The sequence below is a fragment of the Mesorhizobium sp. AR07 genome, from assembly GCF_024746815.1.
Classification (GTDB): domain Bacteria; phylum Pseudomonadota; class Alphaproteobacteria; order Rhizobiales; family Rhizobiaceae; genus Mesorhizobium.
The window spans coordinates 3,647,930-3,662,432 of the sequence record NZ_CP080525.1 but is presented as its reverse complement, the minus strand read 5'-3'; the positions used below and the strand labels follow the sequence as shown (position 1 = coordinate 3,662,432).

15 protein-coding genes and 1 pseudogene are annotated in these 14,503 nt (G+C 61.9%); 11 read left to right on the top strand and 5 right to left on the bottom strand.

Annotated features, from left to right (window positions below):
• Window positions 1–20: 20 nt before the first annotated feature.
• The gene (locus tag BPNPMPFG_RS18685; protein WP_258596809.1) at window positions 21–1,184 is read left to right on the top strand and encodes a DUF930 domain-containing protein; all 1,164 of its coding nucleotides are present in this window, start codon (window positions 21–23) and stop codon (window positions 1,182–1,184) included.
• On the opposite strand, the gene BPNPMPFG_RS18680 is transcribed toward BPNPMPFG_RS18685, so the two are convergent.
• Together BPNPMPFG_RS18680 and BPNPMPFG_RS18675 are read right to left on the bottom strand one after the other, a co-directional pair.
• Entirely contained in the window at window positions 1,181–1,855 is a 675-nt protein-coding gene (locus BPNPMPFG_RS18680) for an HAD family hydrolase (RefSeq protein ID WP_258590180.1), read from the bottom strand. The genes BPNPMPFG_RS18685 and BPNPMPFG_RS18680 overlap by 4 nt on opposite strands.
• Before the next feature lie 113 nt (window positions 1,856–1,968).
• Window positions 1,969–2,610 (bottom strand): hypothetical protein, encoded by a 642-nt coding sequence (locus tag BPNPMPFG_RS18675; RefSeq protein ID WP_258590179.1) that lies wholly within the window; start codon window positions 2,608–2,610, stop codon window positions 1,969–1,971.
• A gap of 193 nt (window positions 2,611–2,803) precedes the next feature.
• Here BPNPMPFG_RS18675 and BPNPMPFG_RS18670 point away from each other — a divergent pair, with 193 nt between their 5' ends.
• The 5 genes from BPNPMPFG_RS18670 to ptsP all read left to right on the top strand — a co-directional run bounded on the left by BPNPMPFG_RS18670 (window position 2,804) and on the right by ptsP (window position 7,659).
• A complete protein-coding gene (locus tag BPNPMPFG_RS18670) occupies window positions 2,804–3,241 on the top strand; it encodes a transcriptional regulator GutM (protein WP_258590178.1) in 438 nt (145 codons plus the stop codon).
• Between the two features lie 56 nt (window positions 3,242–3,297).
• Window positions 3,298–4,059, top strand: coding sequence for a PTS glucitol/sorbitol transporter subunit IIC (srlA, locus tag BPNPMPFG_RS18665; RefSeq protein ID WP_258590177.1), 762 nt, complete (start codon window positions 3,298–3,300; stop codon window positions 4,057–4,059).
• Between the two features lie 16 nt (window positions 4,060–4,075).
• The gene (srlE, locus tag BPNPMPFG_RS18660) at window positions 4,076–5,080 is read left to right on the top strand and encodes a PTS glucitol/sorbitol transporter subunit IIB (RefSeq protein ID WP_258590176.1); all 1,005 of its coding nucleotides are present in this window, start codon (window positions 4,076–4,078) and stop codon (window positions 5,078–5,080) included.
• A 153-nt stretch (window positions 5,081–5,233) separates the two neighbouring features.
• The gene (locus tag BPNPMPFG_RS18655; RefSeq protein ID WP_258590175.1) at window positions 5,234–5,614 is read left to right on the top strand and encodes a PTS glucitol/sorbitol transporter subunit IIA; all 381 of its coding nucleotides are present in this window, start codon (window positions 5,234–5,236) and stop codon (window positions 5,612–5,614) included.
• Window positions 5,615–5,670: 56 nt separating this feature from the next.
• Window positions 5,671–7,659, top strand: coding sequence for a phosphoenolpyruvate--protein phosphotransferase (gene ptsP / locus BPNPMPFG_RS18650; RefSeq protein WP_258590174.1), 1,989 nt, complete (start codon window positions 5,671–5,673; stop codon window positions 7,657–7,659).
• A 15-nt stretch (window positions 7,660–7,674) separates the two neighbouring features.
• Here the strand turns inward: ptsP and BPNPMPFG_RS18645 are convergent, their stop codons facing one another.
• Window positions 7,675–8,478 (bottom strand): hypothetical protein, encoded by an 804-nt coding sequence (locus BPNPMPFG_RS18645; RefSeq protein WP_258590173.1) that lies wholly within the window; start codon window positions 8,476–8,478, stop codon window positions 7,675–7,677.
• Window positions 8,479–8,633: 155 nt separating this feature from the next.
• On the opposite strand from BPNPMPFG_RS18645, the gene BPNPMPFG_RS18640 reads away from it, so the two are divergent.
• The 3 genes from BPNPMPFG_RS18640 to BPNPMPFG_RS18630 all read left to right on the top strand — a co-directional run bounded on the left by BPNPMPFG_RS18640 (window position 8,634) and on the right by BPNPMPFG_RS18630 (window position 10,715).
• Window positions 8,634–9,656, top strand: coding sequence for a sugar-binding transcriptional regulator (locus tag BPNPMPFG_RS18640; protein ID WP_258590172.1), 1,023 nt, complete (start codon window positions 8,634–8,636; stop codon window positions 9,654–9,656).
• 93 nt (window positions 9,657–9,749) lie between these two features.
• Window positions 9,750–10,103 carry a cupin domain-containing protein gene (locus BPNPMPFG_RS18635; RefSeq protein WP_258590171.1) on the top strand — a complete coding sequence of 118 codons (354 nt, stop codon included), beginning with the start codon at window positions 9,750–9,752 and terminating at the stop codon, window positions 10,101–10,103.
• A gap of 159 nt (window positions 10,104–10,262) precedes the next feature.
• Window positions 10,263–10,715 carry a YqaA family protein gene (locus tag BPNPMPFG_RS18630; protein ID WP_258590170.1) on the top strand — a complete coding sequence of 151 codons (453 nt, stop codon included), beginning with the start codon at window positions 10,263–10,265 and terminating at the stop codon, window positions 10,713–10,715.
• On the opposite strand, the gene BPNPMPFG_RS18625 is transcribed toward BPNPMPFG_RS18630, so the two are convergent.
• Window positions 10,698–11,312: a cytochrome b gene (locus BPNPMPFG_RS18625; RefSeq protein WP_258590169.1), complete on the bottom strand. Its 615-nt coding sequence runs from the start codon at window positions 11,310–11,312 to the stop codon at window positions 10,698–10,700. The two genes, BPNPMPFG_RS18630 and BPNPMPFG_RS18625, sit on opposite strands and share 18 nt — an antisense overlap.
• A 326-nt stretch (window positions 11,313–11,638) precedes the next feature.
• Between BPNPMPFG_RS18625 and BPNPMPFG_RS18620 the strand changes: the two genes are divergently transcribed.
• Window positions 11,639–12,955: a tyrosine-type recombinase/integrase gene (locus BPNPMPFG_RS18620; protein ID WP_258590168.1), complete on the top strand. Its 1,317-nt coding sequence runs from the start codon at window positions 11,639–11,641 to the stop codon at window positions 12,953–12,955.
• Between the two features lie 379 nt (window positions 12,956–13,334).
• Window positions 13,335–13,533: pseudogene (locus tag BPNPMPFG_RS18615) on the top strand (IS481 family transposase); the annotation flags it as partial.
• 50 nt (window positions 13,534–13,583) lie between these two features.
• Here BPNPMPFG_RS18615 and BPNPMPFG_RS18610 read toward each other — a convergent pair.
• A complete protein-coding gene (locus BPNPMPFG_RS18610) occupies window positions 13,584–14,498 on the bottom strand; it encodes a LysR family transcriptional regulator (protein WP_258590167.1) in 915 nt (304 codons plus the stop codon).
• Window positions 14,499–14,503: the final 5 nt, after the last annotated feature.

The window sequence follows — 14,503 nt, the reverse complement described above, 5'->3', positions numbered from 1 at the left end:
TTCATTCCACATCGGTCCAGATGGAGGACGAGATACGTCAGCGGCGTCGGACCTTGCTGTGGGCCTTGCCCGCATCGCTGATCCTGCATGCGCTTGTCGCGGCGCTTCTGATCTATAGCCTACCCATGCCTCCCCAACAGCCGCAGGAGGAGCAGCCGGTCAATGTCGCGCTCGTGCCTGCGCCCGATCAGCCAAAGCCGAAACCTGCTCCCGCACCGCCAAAGGAAGCCAAAGCCGAAAAGCCGCCGGAACCCAAGGTTGAAAAGCCACCGGCACCAAAGGTTGAAAAACCACCCGAGCAGCCGCGTAAGCCGGTGGACATCCCGGCTCTGAAGCCCGTTTTCCAGTATGGCGAGAAGGATACCGAGCCTCAGAAATCTCTAGACGGAGGTAGCGCTCAAGCCAATGCGCCGTCGCCGGCCAAGGATGAGGCTACGAAGCCGCCAGTCGAACCGAAGCTCGCGCCCGCTCCGCCTGCAAGTCCCGAGCAACAGGCAGATTCCAGTAAGGTAACCGCCTCGCCGGACGCCAAGCCCGCGCAAAGCGAGGAGAAGCAGGCGACAGAGGATACTGACAAACAGCAGCCGGCCAAACAGGAGGCGGCGCCGCAAACCGCCGAAAAGCAATCGATCGTGACGCCAAAGTCATTGGCGGCCGAGGCCGGCGGCAAGCCAGCACCTCCATCCTCTGCCGAAAAGACAAAGCCCAAACCTGCAAAGGCGATGAATTTCAAATCCGCAAAAGCCTTTAAAGCCCCAAGCGGGAACGCAGGGAAGTCAAATCCCGCCAACACCGAGGTTGGATCGCCGATCTATTCCGGCCTTCCGGGTGTTAGAAAGCTTTACTCGCAGGGCGCGACCGGCAACGCGCTCGCCACAAGCTCTATGGAGAACGTTCCGCGCGATCAGCGCGTTGCCAACCTTTGCGGCAACGTTTTGAATCAGGAATTGCAGAGTGCCGATTATTCGCCCAAATGGGTGCCGACTATTCCGCTGAAAACAGGCAATGTTCTTAATCCTCCGCAGGCCGCCTTCAGCACGAGAACCACGTGGTACAGTCTGAATTTTCGGTGCGAGGTTGACACCGATGCGACGAGGGTCCTGTCCTTCAACTTCCGTGTGGGGCCACTGATACCGCTTGACGAATGGACGCGACTTGGACTAACTCGGTATCCACTAAATTAGGCCGGCACGCCGAGCCCGGCAAGTTGCCGGCTAACTTCCTGCCAGTCGGCGCAGACGAAATTGGCGCCGGCCCCTGCCAGTCGCGCGCCGTGTTCCGGATAGGTGTGGCCGCCACCGATGTAGCCGATCGCCGTCATGCCGGCGGCAACAGCGCCCTGGATGCCGAAGGGCGAATCCTCGATGACGATGCAGTCGGCCGGGTTGGCGCCCATCTTGTCGGCGGCAAACAGGAAGATGTCCGGCGCCGGCTTGCCGTTCTTGACCATCGAGGAGCTGTAGATCGCATCGCCGAAGAACCGCGCCAATCCGGTCACGGCCAGGCTGTGGTTTATGCGCTCGACGGAGGATGACGAGGCGACGCAGCGGTCTCCGCCAAGCGTCTCCAGAAACGCGGTGATGCCGGGTGTCGGCTTCAACTCTTGCGAAAACAGGACCTTGGTCTCGGCCCAGATGTCGCCGTCGGCCGTCGCCGGGAACTGGTGGCCGGTCAAATCCTTGATCCGGGCGATGATATCGGACTGCTTCATGCCGATGCATTGGGCGATGATGCCGGTGTTGACGCCAGGCATGCCATGCTTGTCGTAGACGCGTTCATAGGCCCGGGCAGCCAGGGGCTCGCTGTCGACAAGAACGCCGTCGCAATCGAAAATGATAGGCCTTGATCGCGCCACGCGCTTCTCTCCCCGAGTCGATTTGGCACATCGCTATCGGCAAAAAGTCAAATGTTCAATAGCGCGTGTTGACGCGCGAACGTCCGGCCAGCGCCGCCATCCGGTCGCGGTGTTCAAAGCTGGCGGATGGCATCGCTCGCACGCGAGGATCCAAGCGCCCGTTGCATGGCTTGCCGGGACTGCGCGCGATCTGGCGTGATCCAGTTCGGTTCGGCACCGAGAAAGCGGTCGAGGAACGCCACCGCATAGGCAGGCATCTCGGTCACGTTCTCGCGGTAGGACCACCAAGTCCTCAAGTCGTCGGCGCATTTGTCGATGCTCGGCGCGCTGCCGAATTCCTGCTCGTGGATCGCCGAAATCACCGAGACGCAGTAGTTGGTGTAGAGGAACCCTTCCGGCCAGAAACGGACGATTTCCAGCGTGCCGGCGTTCTTGTCCGTCTCGATCAGCTGGCTGAGGCCGGAGATCTCCCTGGCCGGCGCCTGTCTTATCAGTTCACGCAAAACGAGGCCGGCGGCAAAGACGATGAAGTCGGCGCGGTCGATCGCGGCGAAGCCCTTCTGTGCCTCCATGATCTCGACCCAGTCGAGAAACGCCCTGGTGAGCTTTGCCTCGTCGATTTCAAAGCGCACGCCGAATGTGTCCGAGACCACCTTGGCGCTGCCGCGAAAGGTGGCGCGGAACCAGCGCAACTGCCGCAACCGGTGGCGAAGGTCCGGCATCAGCGCCAGTTCGTCCCTGAAGGGCAGATCCATGGTCTCGTATCCTGTTTCCCGATGAGGGTAGCACAACGGCACCGCCGCCGAAATCTGTCAGCGTCCTGTGGATGACGGCTGCAAAGGCCAATATCATACATATTGACATTCGCGGAAACAAATGTTCTCACTTTGCTGTTGTCGCGCGTCGGTCCAAGGTGCGGTTCAACATAGGCTTCGGGAGGAGAACCGAATGGCGATTTGGCAGTGGGGACTGCTTCTGCTGGTTGTTGTGTGGGCGCTGCAGTCGCTCGGCGTCTGGCTGCAGATGCGGCACTATTCCGATGTCTTCAAGGGCGTCACCGACCAGTACAAGGATGGCTTCGTCGGAGCCGGCAATTTTCGCGGCCGATTGGCCAAGGGGACCATCGCGCTCATCGTGGTGACGCCCGACCTGGTCGTGCGCCGCCTGATGGTGATGAGCGGCCGTTCCGTCTTCACCAAATTCAAGAGACATGAAGAATTCGAGGGCGTTCCCCTCGATCGAGTCCGGTCCAATCCTGCAATCATGGGAGAGGGGGAACCCGGTGTGGCCGAGGCCGTGAAGCGGGCGATCGAACAGATCGACAAAACACGGTCGGAGCCGGGGAAGAAGCCGGGTCTGTCCGGTCTGAACGTAGCAAGGGCTTAGAGAGAGGACGCCGCGCACCGACTGGGATCAACCGGCGGGCGGCATAAGGAGGAGAAATGTCTGTATTTTCGTTGTTGGCGCAGCATGCCGACATGGCCGTGCACAATTTGCATGTCGCAGGTGCCATGGTCTCGGATGCTGCATTGCATGGCAAGCTCGCGGTCGAGCATGCCTCCGACCATCTCGTTGTCCTCGCACAGGCGGACAGCGGACCGATCACCGTCGATCAGTTCAAGGAAAAGCTGAAGGAAGTCCAGCAGGAAGAGCAGCTCGGCTGGCTGACCGCCATCGGCAAGTTCTTCATCGGCATCTTCCAGAAGGGCGGCGAGGTTTTCGCCGGCTTCGTCACCGGCATCATTCCGACGCTGGTGGTGCTGATGACGGCCTTCTACGCCGTCACCGAACTGGTTGGCGAAGAGCGCGTCCACGGTCTGGCGCGCGGCGCCGGCAGGATCGCGCTGACCCGCTACACGCTGCTGCCGCTGCTGGCGGTGTTCTTCCTCACCAATCCGATGGCTTATACGTTCGGATCGTTCCTGGAAGAAAAGCACAAGCCTGCCTTCTATGACGCGGCCGTGTCCTATGTGCACCCGCCGCTCGGCCTGTTCCCGCACATCAATCCCGGCGAATATTTCGTCTGGGGAGGCATTCTCGTCGCGCTGCTGGAGCTGGAGAAGAAGGGCGTTGTCGTCGCCGGTTATCACGTCAAGGTGGCGATCTGGTACGCCATCGTCGGCCTCGTCGTCATCCTGCTCAAGGGCATGCTGACCGAACGCATCACCGCCATCATGGCACGCCGCCAGGGCGTCGAGCTGTAAGGGCGGGGAGGACATCATGGTCAAGACATACAAAGCCGTAAGGATTTCCCGGGGCAACACCGGTTGGGGTGGGCCGCTGGTCATCGAGCCGACCGAGCAGCGCAGCAAGGTTGTTTCCGTCACCGGCGGGGGCATTCACCCGGTGGCACAGCTGATCGCCGATATGACCGGCGCCGAAGCCGTCGACGGCTTCAAGGCACCGCCGATCGAAAGCGAGATGGCGGTCGTCGTCGTCGATTGCGGCGGCACCGCACGATGCGGCGTCTATCCGCGCAAGCGCATCCCGACCGTCAATCTGACGCCGGTCGGCCAGTCTGGGCCGCTTGCCCAGTTCATCACCGAGGACATCTACGTTTCGGGCGTGAAGCCGGCCAACGTCACAATGGCGGACGGCTCCGAAGCGGTCACCACTGCCGGGGGAGCAGCATCGATGAGTTCAGGCAATAACAATGCGGCTGCCGCACCGCAGCCGCTGCCAAGCGAGGGCGGCGTCATAGGCCTGATCAGCTCGATCGGCCGCGTCATGGGTCGTGTGGTCGGCATCTTCTTCAATGCCGGCCGCCGCACCATCGATCAGGTCATCCGCAACGTGCTGCCGTTCATGGCCTTCGTGACCATGCTCATCGGTCTGATCCTCTACACCGGCATCGGTGACGTGCTGGCACAGCCGATGGGTCCGCTGGCCAACAACATCGTCGGCCTGCTGGTTATCTCGGCGATCTGCGGCCTGCCGTTCCTGTCGCCCATCCTCGGGCCAGGCGCGGTCATCGCGCAGGTCATCGGCGTCGCCATCATCGGTCCGCAGATCGCCAACGGAACGATCTCGCCGGCGATGGCACTGCCGGCGCTGTTTGCCTACAATACCCAGGTGGGCTGCGACTTCGTCCCCGTCGGCCTGGCCCTCGGCGAAGCCAAGCCGAAGACGATCGAAATCGGTGTTCCGGCGGTGCTCATCAGCCGCCAGATCATGGGCCCGGTCTCGGTGCTGATCGCCTGGGTCGTCAGCCTGATCGTGTTCTGAAGCAATTCCAGGAAAAGCGTGAAACGGTTTTCCCGGGAAAATCGCGTAGCGCTTTCCCTGGGGAATTGCGTCAAAACAAGGAGATAGAGCGGTTCACCGTTTCCGTGAAACGGTGAACCGCTCTTGGGAAAAATAGCAAATGAGGTTCGCCATATGACGGTTCTGCTGAGAACACGGGTCACTGCCATCGGACCCGAAGTGGCGGACCTTGCCGAAGGGGGCGTGGTGATCCTGTTTGCGGATGGCTCGCCGCCGGAGCTTGCCGAGGTTTCCGTGCTTCACAAGACGGAGCACGGACCCAGCGACGGCGCGCCGCAAAAGGGCGCGTCGATCACCTTTGGTCCGGTTGCCGCGACCATAACGGCGGTCGGCTCCAGCGCCTGGAGCAAGGTGCTGGAAATGGGCCATGTCGTCATCTCGTTCAACGGCGCCACCGAGGCCGAGAGGCCGGGCGAGATCTGCGCATCGCAAGTCGACACAGACGCGCTTGTGGCCGCCCTGAAGACGGGCGCGATCATCACCATAGCCGCCTGACAGCATTCGCGCCGCGGCCTATGTTGGGGGCGGCGCTCAAGACCAGAGTATTTGCCATGGAACGCTCGACCATCGTCAGAGTGCACGAAGGGTTGCACGCCCGTCCCGCGACGCGGTTCGTCAAGCTCGCCAAGGGCTTCGAATCCGATGTCGAGCTGGTCAAGGACGGCAAGGCGGTCAGCGCCAAGAGCTCGGTCAAGCTGATGCTGCTGGCGGTCAAGGAGAACCAGAAAGTCACCGTCCGGGCGAACGGCGCCGATGCCATCGAGGCGATCGAGGCGCTGATCGGCTATCTCGAGAATCCCAAAGCCGGCCTGGACGACGAGGAGGATCACAAGCCAACAGGCGACACCGGGTCGGCGATGGGAGCCGGGCCGATGCCTGAATCGGAGCCGACGGCATCCGGTGAAGCAAACGGTTTGCGCGGCGTCGCGGCGAGCGAAGGTTTCGCCATCGGGCCGGCCTTCGCGCATTTCCCGCCCGATATCGCCGGACAAGGCCGCATGTTGCAGGCCGAAGAGATCGCCGGCGAGGTCGACAGGTTCCGCGCCGCCGTCAGTGCTGTCCAGGCGCGCATGGACCGGGCATTGGCGCAGGACAGTCTGTCGGCTGGCGACCGCGGCATCGTCGCCGCACTCAGGGACATCGCCGCCGACGATAGCCTGACCGGCGAGGCCGAGGGCCTGATCAAGGGCGGCAACGATGCGGTCTCAGCCGTCATCACCGCCGCTTCCACCATCGCCGCCGATTTCAGCGCCGTCGACGATCACTATCTCAATGCGCGGGCGGACGATGTGCATGCGGTTGGACGACAGATCTGCCTGGTGCTGCTCGGGCAGGACGATTTCAGCCTCGAAAACATCCCCGAAGGCGCCATTCTCATCGCCGACGATATCGGCGCCTGGGATCTGGCGCGCGCGCCGCTGAAGCGCATCGGCGGCGTGGTGTGCGGCCATGGCGGCGCCACCTCGCACATCGCCATCATCGCGCGCTCGCACGGCATTCCAGCCGTGCTCGGCCTTGGCGGCCAGGTCAACGCCTTGCGCACGGCCCACGAAGTGGCACTCGATGGCAACAGCGGCCGTGTGATCGTCGACCCCGATGCAGCGACCCGCGCCGATTTCGCCAACCGCGTCGAAGCGGCGGCGAAGGAACGCGCCGGCCTGACCGTCTTCAAGACGGTGACGCCGAAACTTGCGGACGGCAGGGTGATTGAGGTCGCGGCCAATATAGGCTCGCTGGAGGAGATCGAGGCGGCTCAGGAGGCCGGTGCGATGGGCGTCGGCCTATTTCGCACCGAGCTTCTGTTCATGCGCCATATGCATCTTCCCTCGGAAGACATGCAGGCGGAGACCTATGCGGCGCTGGCCAAGGCCTTTGCGCCCTACCCGGTCATCGTGCGCACGCTCGACATCGGTGGCGACAAGCCGATCGCCGGCATCGAGTTTCCCGACGAAGAAAACCCCTTCCTCGGCTGGCGCGGCATCCGCATGTGCCTCGACCGGCCCGATATCTTCAAGCGCCAGCTCAGGGCGCTGCTGCGGGCGGCCGTGCACGGCAACATCAAGGTGATGCTGCCGATGGTCTCCGACATTGGCGAGGTGAGACAGACGCGGGTTCTTGTCGCCGAATGCGCCGCCGAGCTGAAAGCCGAAGGCGTGCCGCATGCGGCGTTCGACCTCGGCGTGATGATCGAGACACCGGCCGCGGTGCTGATCGCACCGGCGCTGGCCAAGGAGGTGGCTTTCTTCTCGATCGGCACCAACGACCTGACCCAGTACATCATGGCAGCCGACCGGCTCAACCCGACCGTGGCCAAGCTCAACGATGTCACCAATCCGGCCGTGATGTCGGCGATCGAAATGACGGCAAAAGCCGGCGTTGCCGCCGGCATCATGGTCGGCATGTGCGGGGAGGCGGCCGGCCGCCCCGATCTTATTGCGACATTCGTGAAAATGGGGCTGACCGAACTCTCGATGAGCCCGGCCTCGATCCAGCGCGCCAAGAAGGCCATCATGGCCATGGCGGCCGAAGGTGCCGCATAGCCGAATTCCGAGCAGTTACGGCAAATGCGCGAGCAAGGCGGCGAAGACGGGAGTCAGTTCATCGATCGGGCTCGCCTTGGCGCAAGCCTGAACGATCCGGTCGTGACGGATATCGGCTGCCAGAATGGCGATCTCCAGCATATCCGGCTCCGGCAAACCGTCCCTGCCGGTGGTTGCCAGGCCGCAGGCCAGAACGACCGGCGCCAGGCAGCTTATGTCGAGTGTCCGGTGCGCGATCGCCGCCGGCGTTTCCGATGCGGCTTCCGTAAAGCGGACGGGACGCTGGCCGAGGGACTCGACCAGCAGCGCCGAACAAATGGACGCGATCGCCTGCAGTCCCGCGCCGGGCGCGGCCAAGGCGGCCAGCAGATCGCCGTGCCGCTTGCGCATCGTGGCATGGACGGCGGCAAAATCGGCCTCGTGGATGCGGGCATTGTCGATGCCCAGGCCGGCAAGCACCGCCTTGGTGAGATAATACATGTCGCGCCGGAACAGGCGCTCCGCGCTCAGCTGGCGCTCCTCGTTTCCGGCCGGGAAATAGGTGCCAAGGCCTTTGACGGTCGTTCCGTCGACCTTTATCGGGCGCTCGTGCGGGACAAACGATTCGGCGATCGACAGCGCCTCGTCGACAGCGCTTGCGGCATGGCTGAGCAGGCCTTCGATGCCCTTGCCCGGAAACGGCGGCAGATGGCTGGTTGCTTCGCGCAAGGCACTGGCGTCGCCGCTGCCGTCATGGCGGCTCTGGCGGATGATTTCGCGGACTTCCCGCAGCCGGTCCTTCAGGTTGACGCGGACGTCTTCGGAGATTTGTCGGAGCATCGCCAATCGCCTCGAAATTGCTGCAGACGGCCGCCAGCAGGGACCCGGCCGCCACCTCTACATTGTTCCTATCGAGTGGTAGATCAATAGGCGATACTAGACCAGCAGGCAGAATCGGCGACGGCGGCTCGTCCATCGCCGCGGGGAGGGATGATTTGGGCAGGCGACGACAGAGCGAAACCGCCGACGGTCGAGGCGGAGCCGAGGCAACCGAGCAGGTCGCCGGCGAAAGCCGGACGGATCGCCTCAGGATTCGCGCCGCCTGGATGTATTTCGTCGAGCAGATGACGCAGAACGAGATCGCCGATGTGCTCGGCGTCGGCCGCGTCACCATCGTGCGCATGCTGGCCGACGCCCGTTCGCGCAACGAGGTGAAGATCAGCATCGAAAGCGAATTGTCGGAAATCGTGCGGCTGGAACGCGCGCTGGAAAAGACCTTCGGGCTGCAGCAGGCGCTGGTGGCGCCGCTTTCCGCGCCCAATGCCGACCCGATACCGGCGATCAGCGCCAAGACCGGCAGCTTCCTGTCCGACACGATGAAATCCGGCATGCGCGTCGGCGTCGGCTGGGGCAGGACGCTGTTCTCGAGCCTGCCCTTCATCAGCGCCAAGTCGCTCACCGACTTCAAGGTCATTTCGCTGCTGGGCGGCGTCGGCGTCGTGCGTCGATTCAACCCGGCTGAGTTCGCCTGGCGCTTCGCCCAAATCTTCCAGGGCGACGGCTATCTGATCCCGACGCCGGCCGTCGTCGACAGCGTCGAGACCAAGATCGCGCTGGTCGAGCGCTGCGGCCTGCAGGAGGTTTTTGAAATGGCCAACGTGCTCGATGCCGTTCTGCTGAGCGTTGGCGGCATCGCCTCGGCCACCACCTTCTCTCGCGGCGGCTTTCTCAAGGAAGCGGATCGTGAGGCGCTGCTTGCGCGTGGCGCCGTTGGCGACCTCCTTTTCCATTTCTTCGACCGCAATGGCGATCTGGTCGACCATCCCGTCAACAGCCACGTGATGTCGGTGGATGTCGACCGTCTGCGCAAGGCGCCGATCCGCATCCTCACCTCCGGCGGTGCGGAAAAGACCGAGGCGCTGCTCGGCGCCATGACCCTGATCGCGCCGACGATCCTGATCACCGACGAGGAAAGCGCGCGGCGCATGATCGAGGCGCACGCGGCACAAGCGTCATGAGGCCGCGACGGTTGCCGGGCATAAGGGCATCCGCTATCTGATCACCTAGGCAACTGATGCCTCACCGACGACCATCACCCGGAGCCCGAGCCCATGACAAACAAGACAATCCTCAAATTCGGCGCCGTCGAAAACGCGGAGGCCGGCGATCTGGCCGGCTGGGTCGTGGTTGAGGGCAAGCCGACCATGCAGACCGCCGTTCAGCACACGACCGAGGACGGCAAGGTGATGTCGGGGACATGGCGGGCGACGCCCGGCACCTATCACGCGACCTACACCGACTACGAGTTCGTGCACATGATCGCCGGCCGCATCATCATCACCCCCGACGGCGGCGCACCGGTCGAGGTCGGCCCCGGCGATGCCTTCGTGGTGGAAGCCGATTTCAAGGGAACCTGGAAGATCATCGAGCCGGTGACGAAGCATTTTGTCGTCAGGGTCGGCTGAGGCGGCTGAGGGCGGCAGTTCGCGTAGGTCGCTGATGGTCGGCGCCCCTGGCAGATATTCAGTGCGAGCAATGACAGGCATGCCCGGGCGCCACCTCGCCTTGTTGTCGATCGGACTTACCTCGAACATTGCCACATCCTGAAGCACGAGCTGCTCCGCATGATGGGTATTGTCGACGTGGCGACGCTCTACGGCGCGCTGTTCATCAGCGCGTTCCTCGCCGCGACCATCTTGCCGGTCTCATCGGAGGTGGTGCTCGCCGGCCTCATCGTCTTGGGTCGGGGTGATCCAGCATTGCTTCTGGCAGTCGCCACGATCGGCAACACGCTCGGCTCCGTGGTGAACTGGATTCTGGGACGTGGCATCGATTCGCTCCGGACCCGGCGCTGGTTTCCTGTAAGTCCCGAGCGCTATGAGCAGGCAAGCCGGACGTTCCGACGCTTTGGCGAATGGACGCTGCTGTTTGCCTGGCTGCCGGTTGTCGGAGATGCCTTCACTATTGCGGCAGGCGCGGCACGCATGAATCTCGGCGTGTTTGTTACTCTCGTCGCCTTGGGCAAGGCGGCGCGATACGCGGCCGTCGTTGCGGGAGGATTATGGGCGATTGCGTGAGCTGCCGGCTTCATCGTCGACCGCAAGCTGAGCGTTCTCTTCCCGCGAAGCGAAGTGCGCCCGTCCAAACAACATGCTGCGCATGACACCATCGCGAAGCAGCACGACATGCACAAGGGCAGCCAGGATGTGAACGCCGACAAATCCAAGCATGATCCAGACCAGCTTTGCATGGACGAACGCGAAAGCCCTTGCCGACAGCGCGTCGACAGATGGCGCCAACGGGACAGGCAAGTTTCCGAAAAACCGTGCGGGAGGCATGAAAGGCATTGGCCGGTAGCCCAGCCATCCCGTTATCAGGACGGCAAGAATAATAACGTAGAGAAACATGTGGAAGAATGCGGTCGCAAATCGCACGAACCGTGAGGTGTGCCTAGCAGGGGGCTGGGTGAAGCTGCGCCAGCAAAGCCTGAGGACGATGATGGCAAGGATCGTCACGCCGACCGACATATGGAGCGGCAGCCAGTTCATCGCCGCCATCCCCGGCTCGTTCATCGGTCCGAAGGCAATGGCTAGTTGCGCCACGAGCGCGATCACGGTCAGCCAATGCAGCAGACGAATGCCGAAATGCCAGCGCAGGTGAGGATTCTCTCTCACCTCCGAGGCCCGACAGTTATCAAATGCGCGCGAGGTGGAATGTTTTCGTCCTCTCCGACGACCTGATTTCGCAAGAAAGTACGGCGGTTCTTCGCCAAATGCTTGAAAAGCATGGTGATCCCGACAGGAATCGAACCTGTGACCTACAGATTAGGAATTTGTCAGACGGCCTTTCCTGTTGTTTCCCAATGCCCGTCGTTGTACGATTGCGTCGGTTCTAACGTATTCAAGTTGTTGCTATTTTCGTACTGCGCGACTATGATAGCGTAGGCAAACCGACAAATCAAACCCGATGCAATCGCCGTACTAATGCCGTACTAATTGTCATGACAGACCTTCGTCTCTCCCTCACAGACCGCGCCATTGCAAGCCTCCAGCCGGCGTCTTCGGGCCAATATTTTGCTCGAGATACCGATCTGCCGGGTTTCATGGTGCTTGTGGGCAAACGGCAAAAGACATTCGTTGTCCAGGGTGAGCGGAAGAAAGCAGGCCAGCGGCTTTCCGTCCGGATGAAGGTTGCCGAAGTTGGAGAACTGACGACCCGCGCGGCGCGGGCGAAGGCGAAGGACATTCTCGGCAAGATCGCCAGCGGCGTTGATCCTCGCACGTCGCCTCGCAAGCCGGACGGCAATACTGCCGAGGTTGATTTGCCATCGATTGCGAACCCCACGCTGCGCATTGCCTGGGAACGCTATCGTGACGGGCATATGAAAAACAAAGGCCGAAGCGATGGAACGATCAACAACTATCGCGATCACGTCGAGCGGCTGTTGGCCGACTGGCTTGATGATCCGCTTTCCAAGCGAGGCAATGATCCTTCCCTCGTGACCGCGCGGCACGAGAAACTCACCAAGGAGAATGGCGCCTACATCGCCAACGGGTGCATGCGAACGCTGCGCGCCGTCTACAACCATGCTCGCAAGGCCGCCCGCACGCTCCCTGCGGACAACCCCGTCTCAGCCATAGACTGGAATGCCGAGCATCGGCGCAACACCGCGCTGGGGCTTTCGGATCTCGAGGCATGGTTCACCCAACTCGCGGCATTGAAGAATCCTATTCGGCGCGAATTGCATCTGTTCATGTTGCTCTCAGGTCATCGCCCTGAAGCGATCAGGACGGCGCGGGTCGAGCATGTCGACTTTCGCGCGCGTGTCCTGCACATACCCAGGCCGAAGGGTGGTGAGGTCAAGGCCTTCGACATACCGCTTTCGAACGCCATGATCCGCTGTCTGGTTCGAGTGATGCGCATTGGTCGGGCTCTCTATGGTGAGCAATCGCGTGAATGGCTATTCCCAGCCGAGAGCGAAAGCGGTCACATCATTGAACACAAAGAGAAGCGCAGCGATCTGTCGAAATGGGGGAATGATCTGCGGCAGACTTTCCGTACAATCGCCCAGGCCGCGGGTGTTGCGGAGCTTGATGTTCACCTTCTGATGAACCACTCGATCCCAGGCGTTAATGCTGGCTACATCACACGCAACAAGCTGCTGAGCGATCACCTGCGCGAGCAGCAAGAGGCCATCTCACGTCGGATGCTCGATGCGGGTCGGTCGCGACAGAAGGAATCGAAGTCTCGCGCTTGTGCATGGCGTGCAATTCCAAGCAGGCGTCTGCTTTTTGATCTGATGAGCGGCAAGGATTAGCGGCTTCAACGAAACGGAACACTTGCCCTCAGAAGGCTCGTGTCAAGCAGACAAGTGGCGAACTTAGGGTGAAATATCTTGTAATATCAATTAGTTAAGAGCTCTGTTCCGGCCCTTACGGTTGCGGAAATTCCGCACGAACACTACGGCAGAAAAATGCGCCCGTAGCTCAGCTAGATAGAGCGTCACCCTCCGAAAGCCAAGGCCACAGGGCCGAATCCTGTTGGGTTCCCAGGGATCGACGAAGCCGAGAAATACGAATTCGCCATTGCCCTACGTCGTCAAGCGCTACAAGCACATCGACTACGCAAACTTGAACTTGATCGCGCTGAAACCCTTCGCCTTACCAACGTGCGCCGGCGCCGCCCCCGCCGGGCCGCATGCCGAAGGCAAGCTGGTCATGTTCCTGGCGATCGACGGCGTTCGAAGTTGACTTCCATAACTGCGCCAGCAAGATGGAAAGCACGGTCTTCCTCAGAAATGTGATTGCAGCCTTTCCTTGCAAGAGCCACGCCGTGCTCACCGACAACGGCATGACCTTCGCCGACCTGCCCAAAAACCGTGGCAACCGCAATCGGTGGTGCTTGCCAAAGGTTCAGCCGCCATTGGTGAACGTCGAAACACCCTTTCAGTCGAGGGCAGAGAACCCGGTTCGATCGGCGGCCCATGCGACGAACACGCCCTTTAGATGCTCAGCGGCGGGCGAAAGGCTATGCTGGCGGCGCTGCAGTAGCGAGACGTCGCGCATGACGCGCGGTTCGACGAGATCGACGGTCGTCACCCGCACGGCCGAGGCGAGTTGGCTCGAATTTTCAGGCAGCACGGCGACGCCCATGCCTGCGGCGATCATGCTAATGGCAGTGGTCGAGAAGCGCACTTCGTATTTCGGCCGTAAACTCGGCACGACGCGGATGAGGTTGTGCTCGACAATGTTCCGCAGCGGGTTGGCTGCGGCAAGCGTGATGAGGATTTCGCCCTTTAGCTCCACCCAGCGCACGGATTTTCGCTTGGCGAATCGATGATCCTCGCGGCAGACGAACATCAGCTTGTCGCGCAGCAGGGGCGTGGCGGTGATTTCAGGGTCCTCTTCAGACAACGTGCCGACCGCGATATCCACCTCGTTGCGCTTGAGCGCCGGGCTGATCGCCTCTTCTGGCATGTCGCGGATGTTCACGGAGATTTCGGGATACATGCGCAGGAACCGCCCGATGATTGGCGGCACAATCGTTGCCGCCAGCACGATCGCGGCGGCGATGGTCACTTGACCGCGCTTGAGCGATGCATTGTCCCTGACGTTGCCGACCGCAAGTTCCAGGTCCTTCAATATCTTGTTGGCCTGCGGCAGGAACTCCTGCCCGACGAGCGTCAGCGACACCATCCGCGTGTGGCGGTCGAAAAGGCGCACGCCGATTTCCGATTCCAGATCCCGGATTAGGATGCTGACCGCTGACTGCGTGAGATGGAGGCTTCTTGCGGCGAGGTTGAATTGACCGAGCTCGGCGACTGCGATGAATGCCCGCAGTTGCCGCAGGTTTATGTTCATAGGCG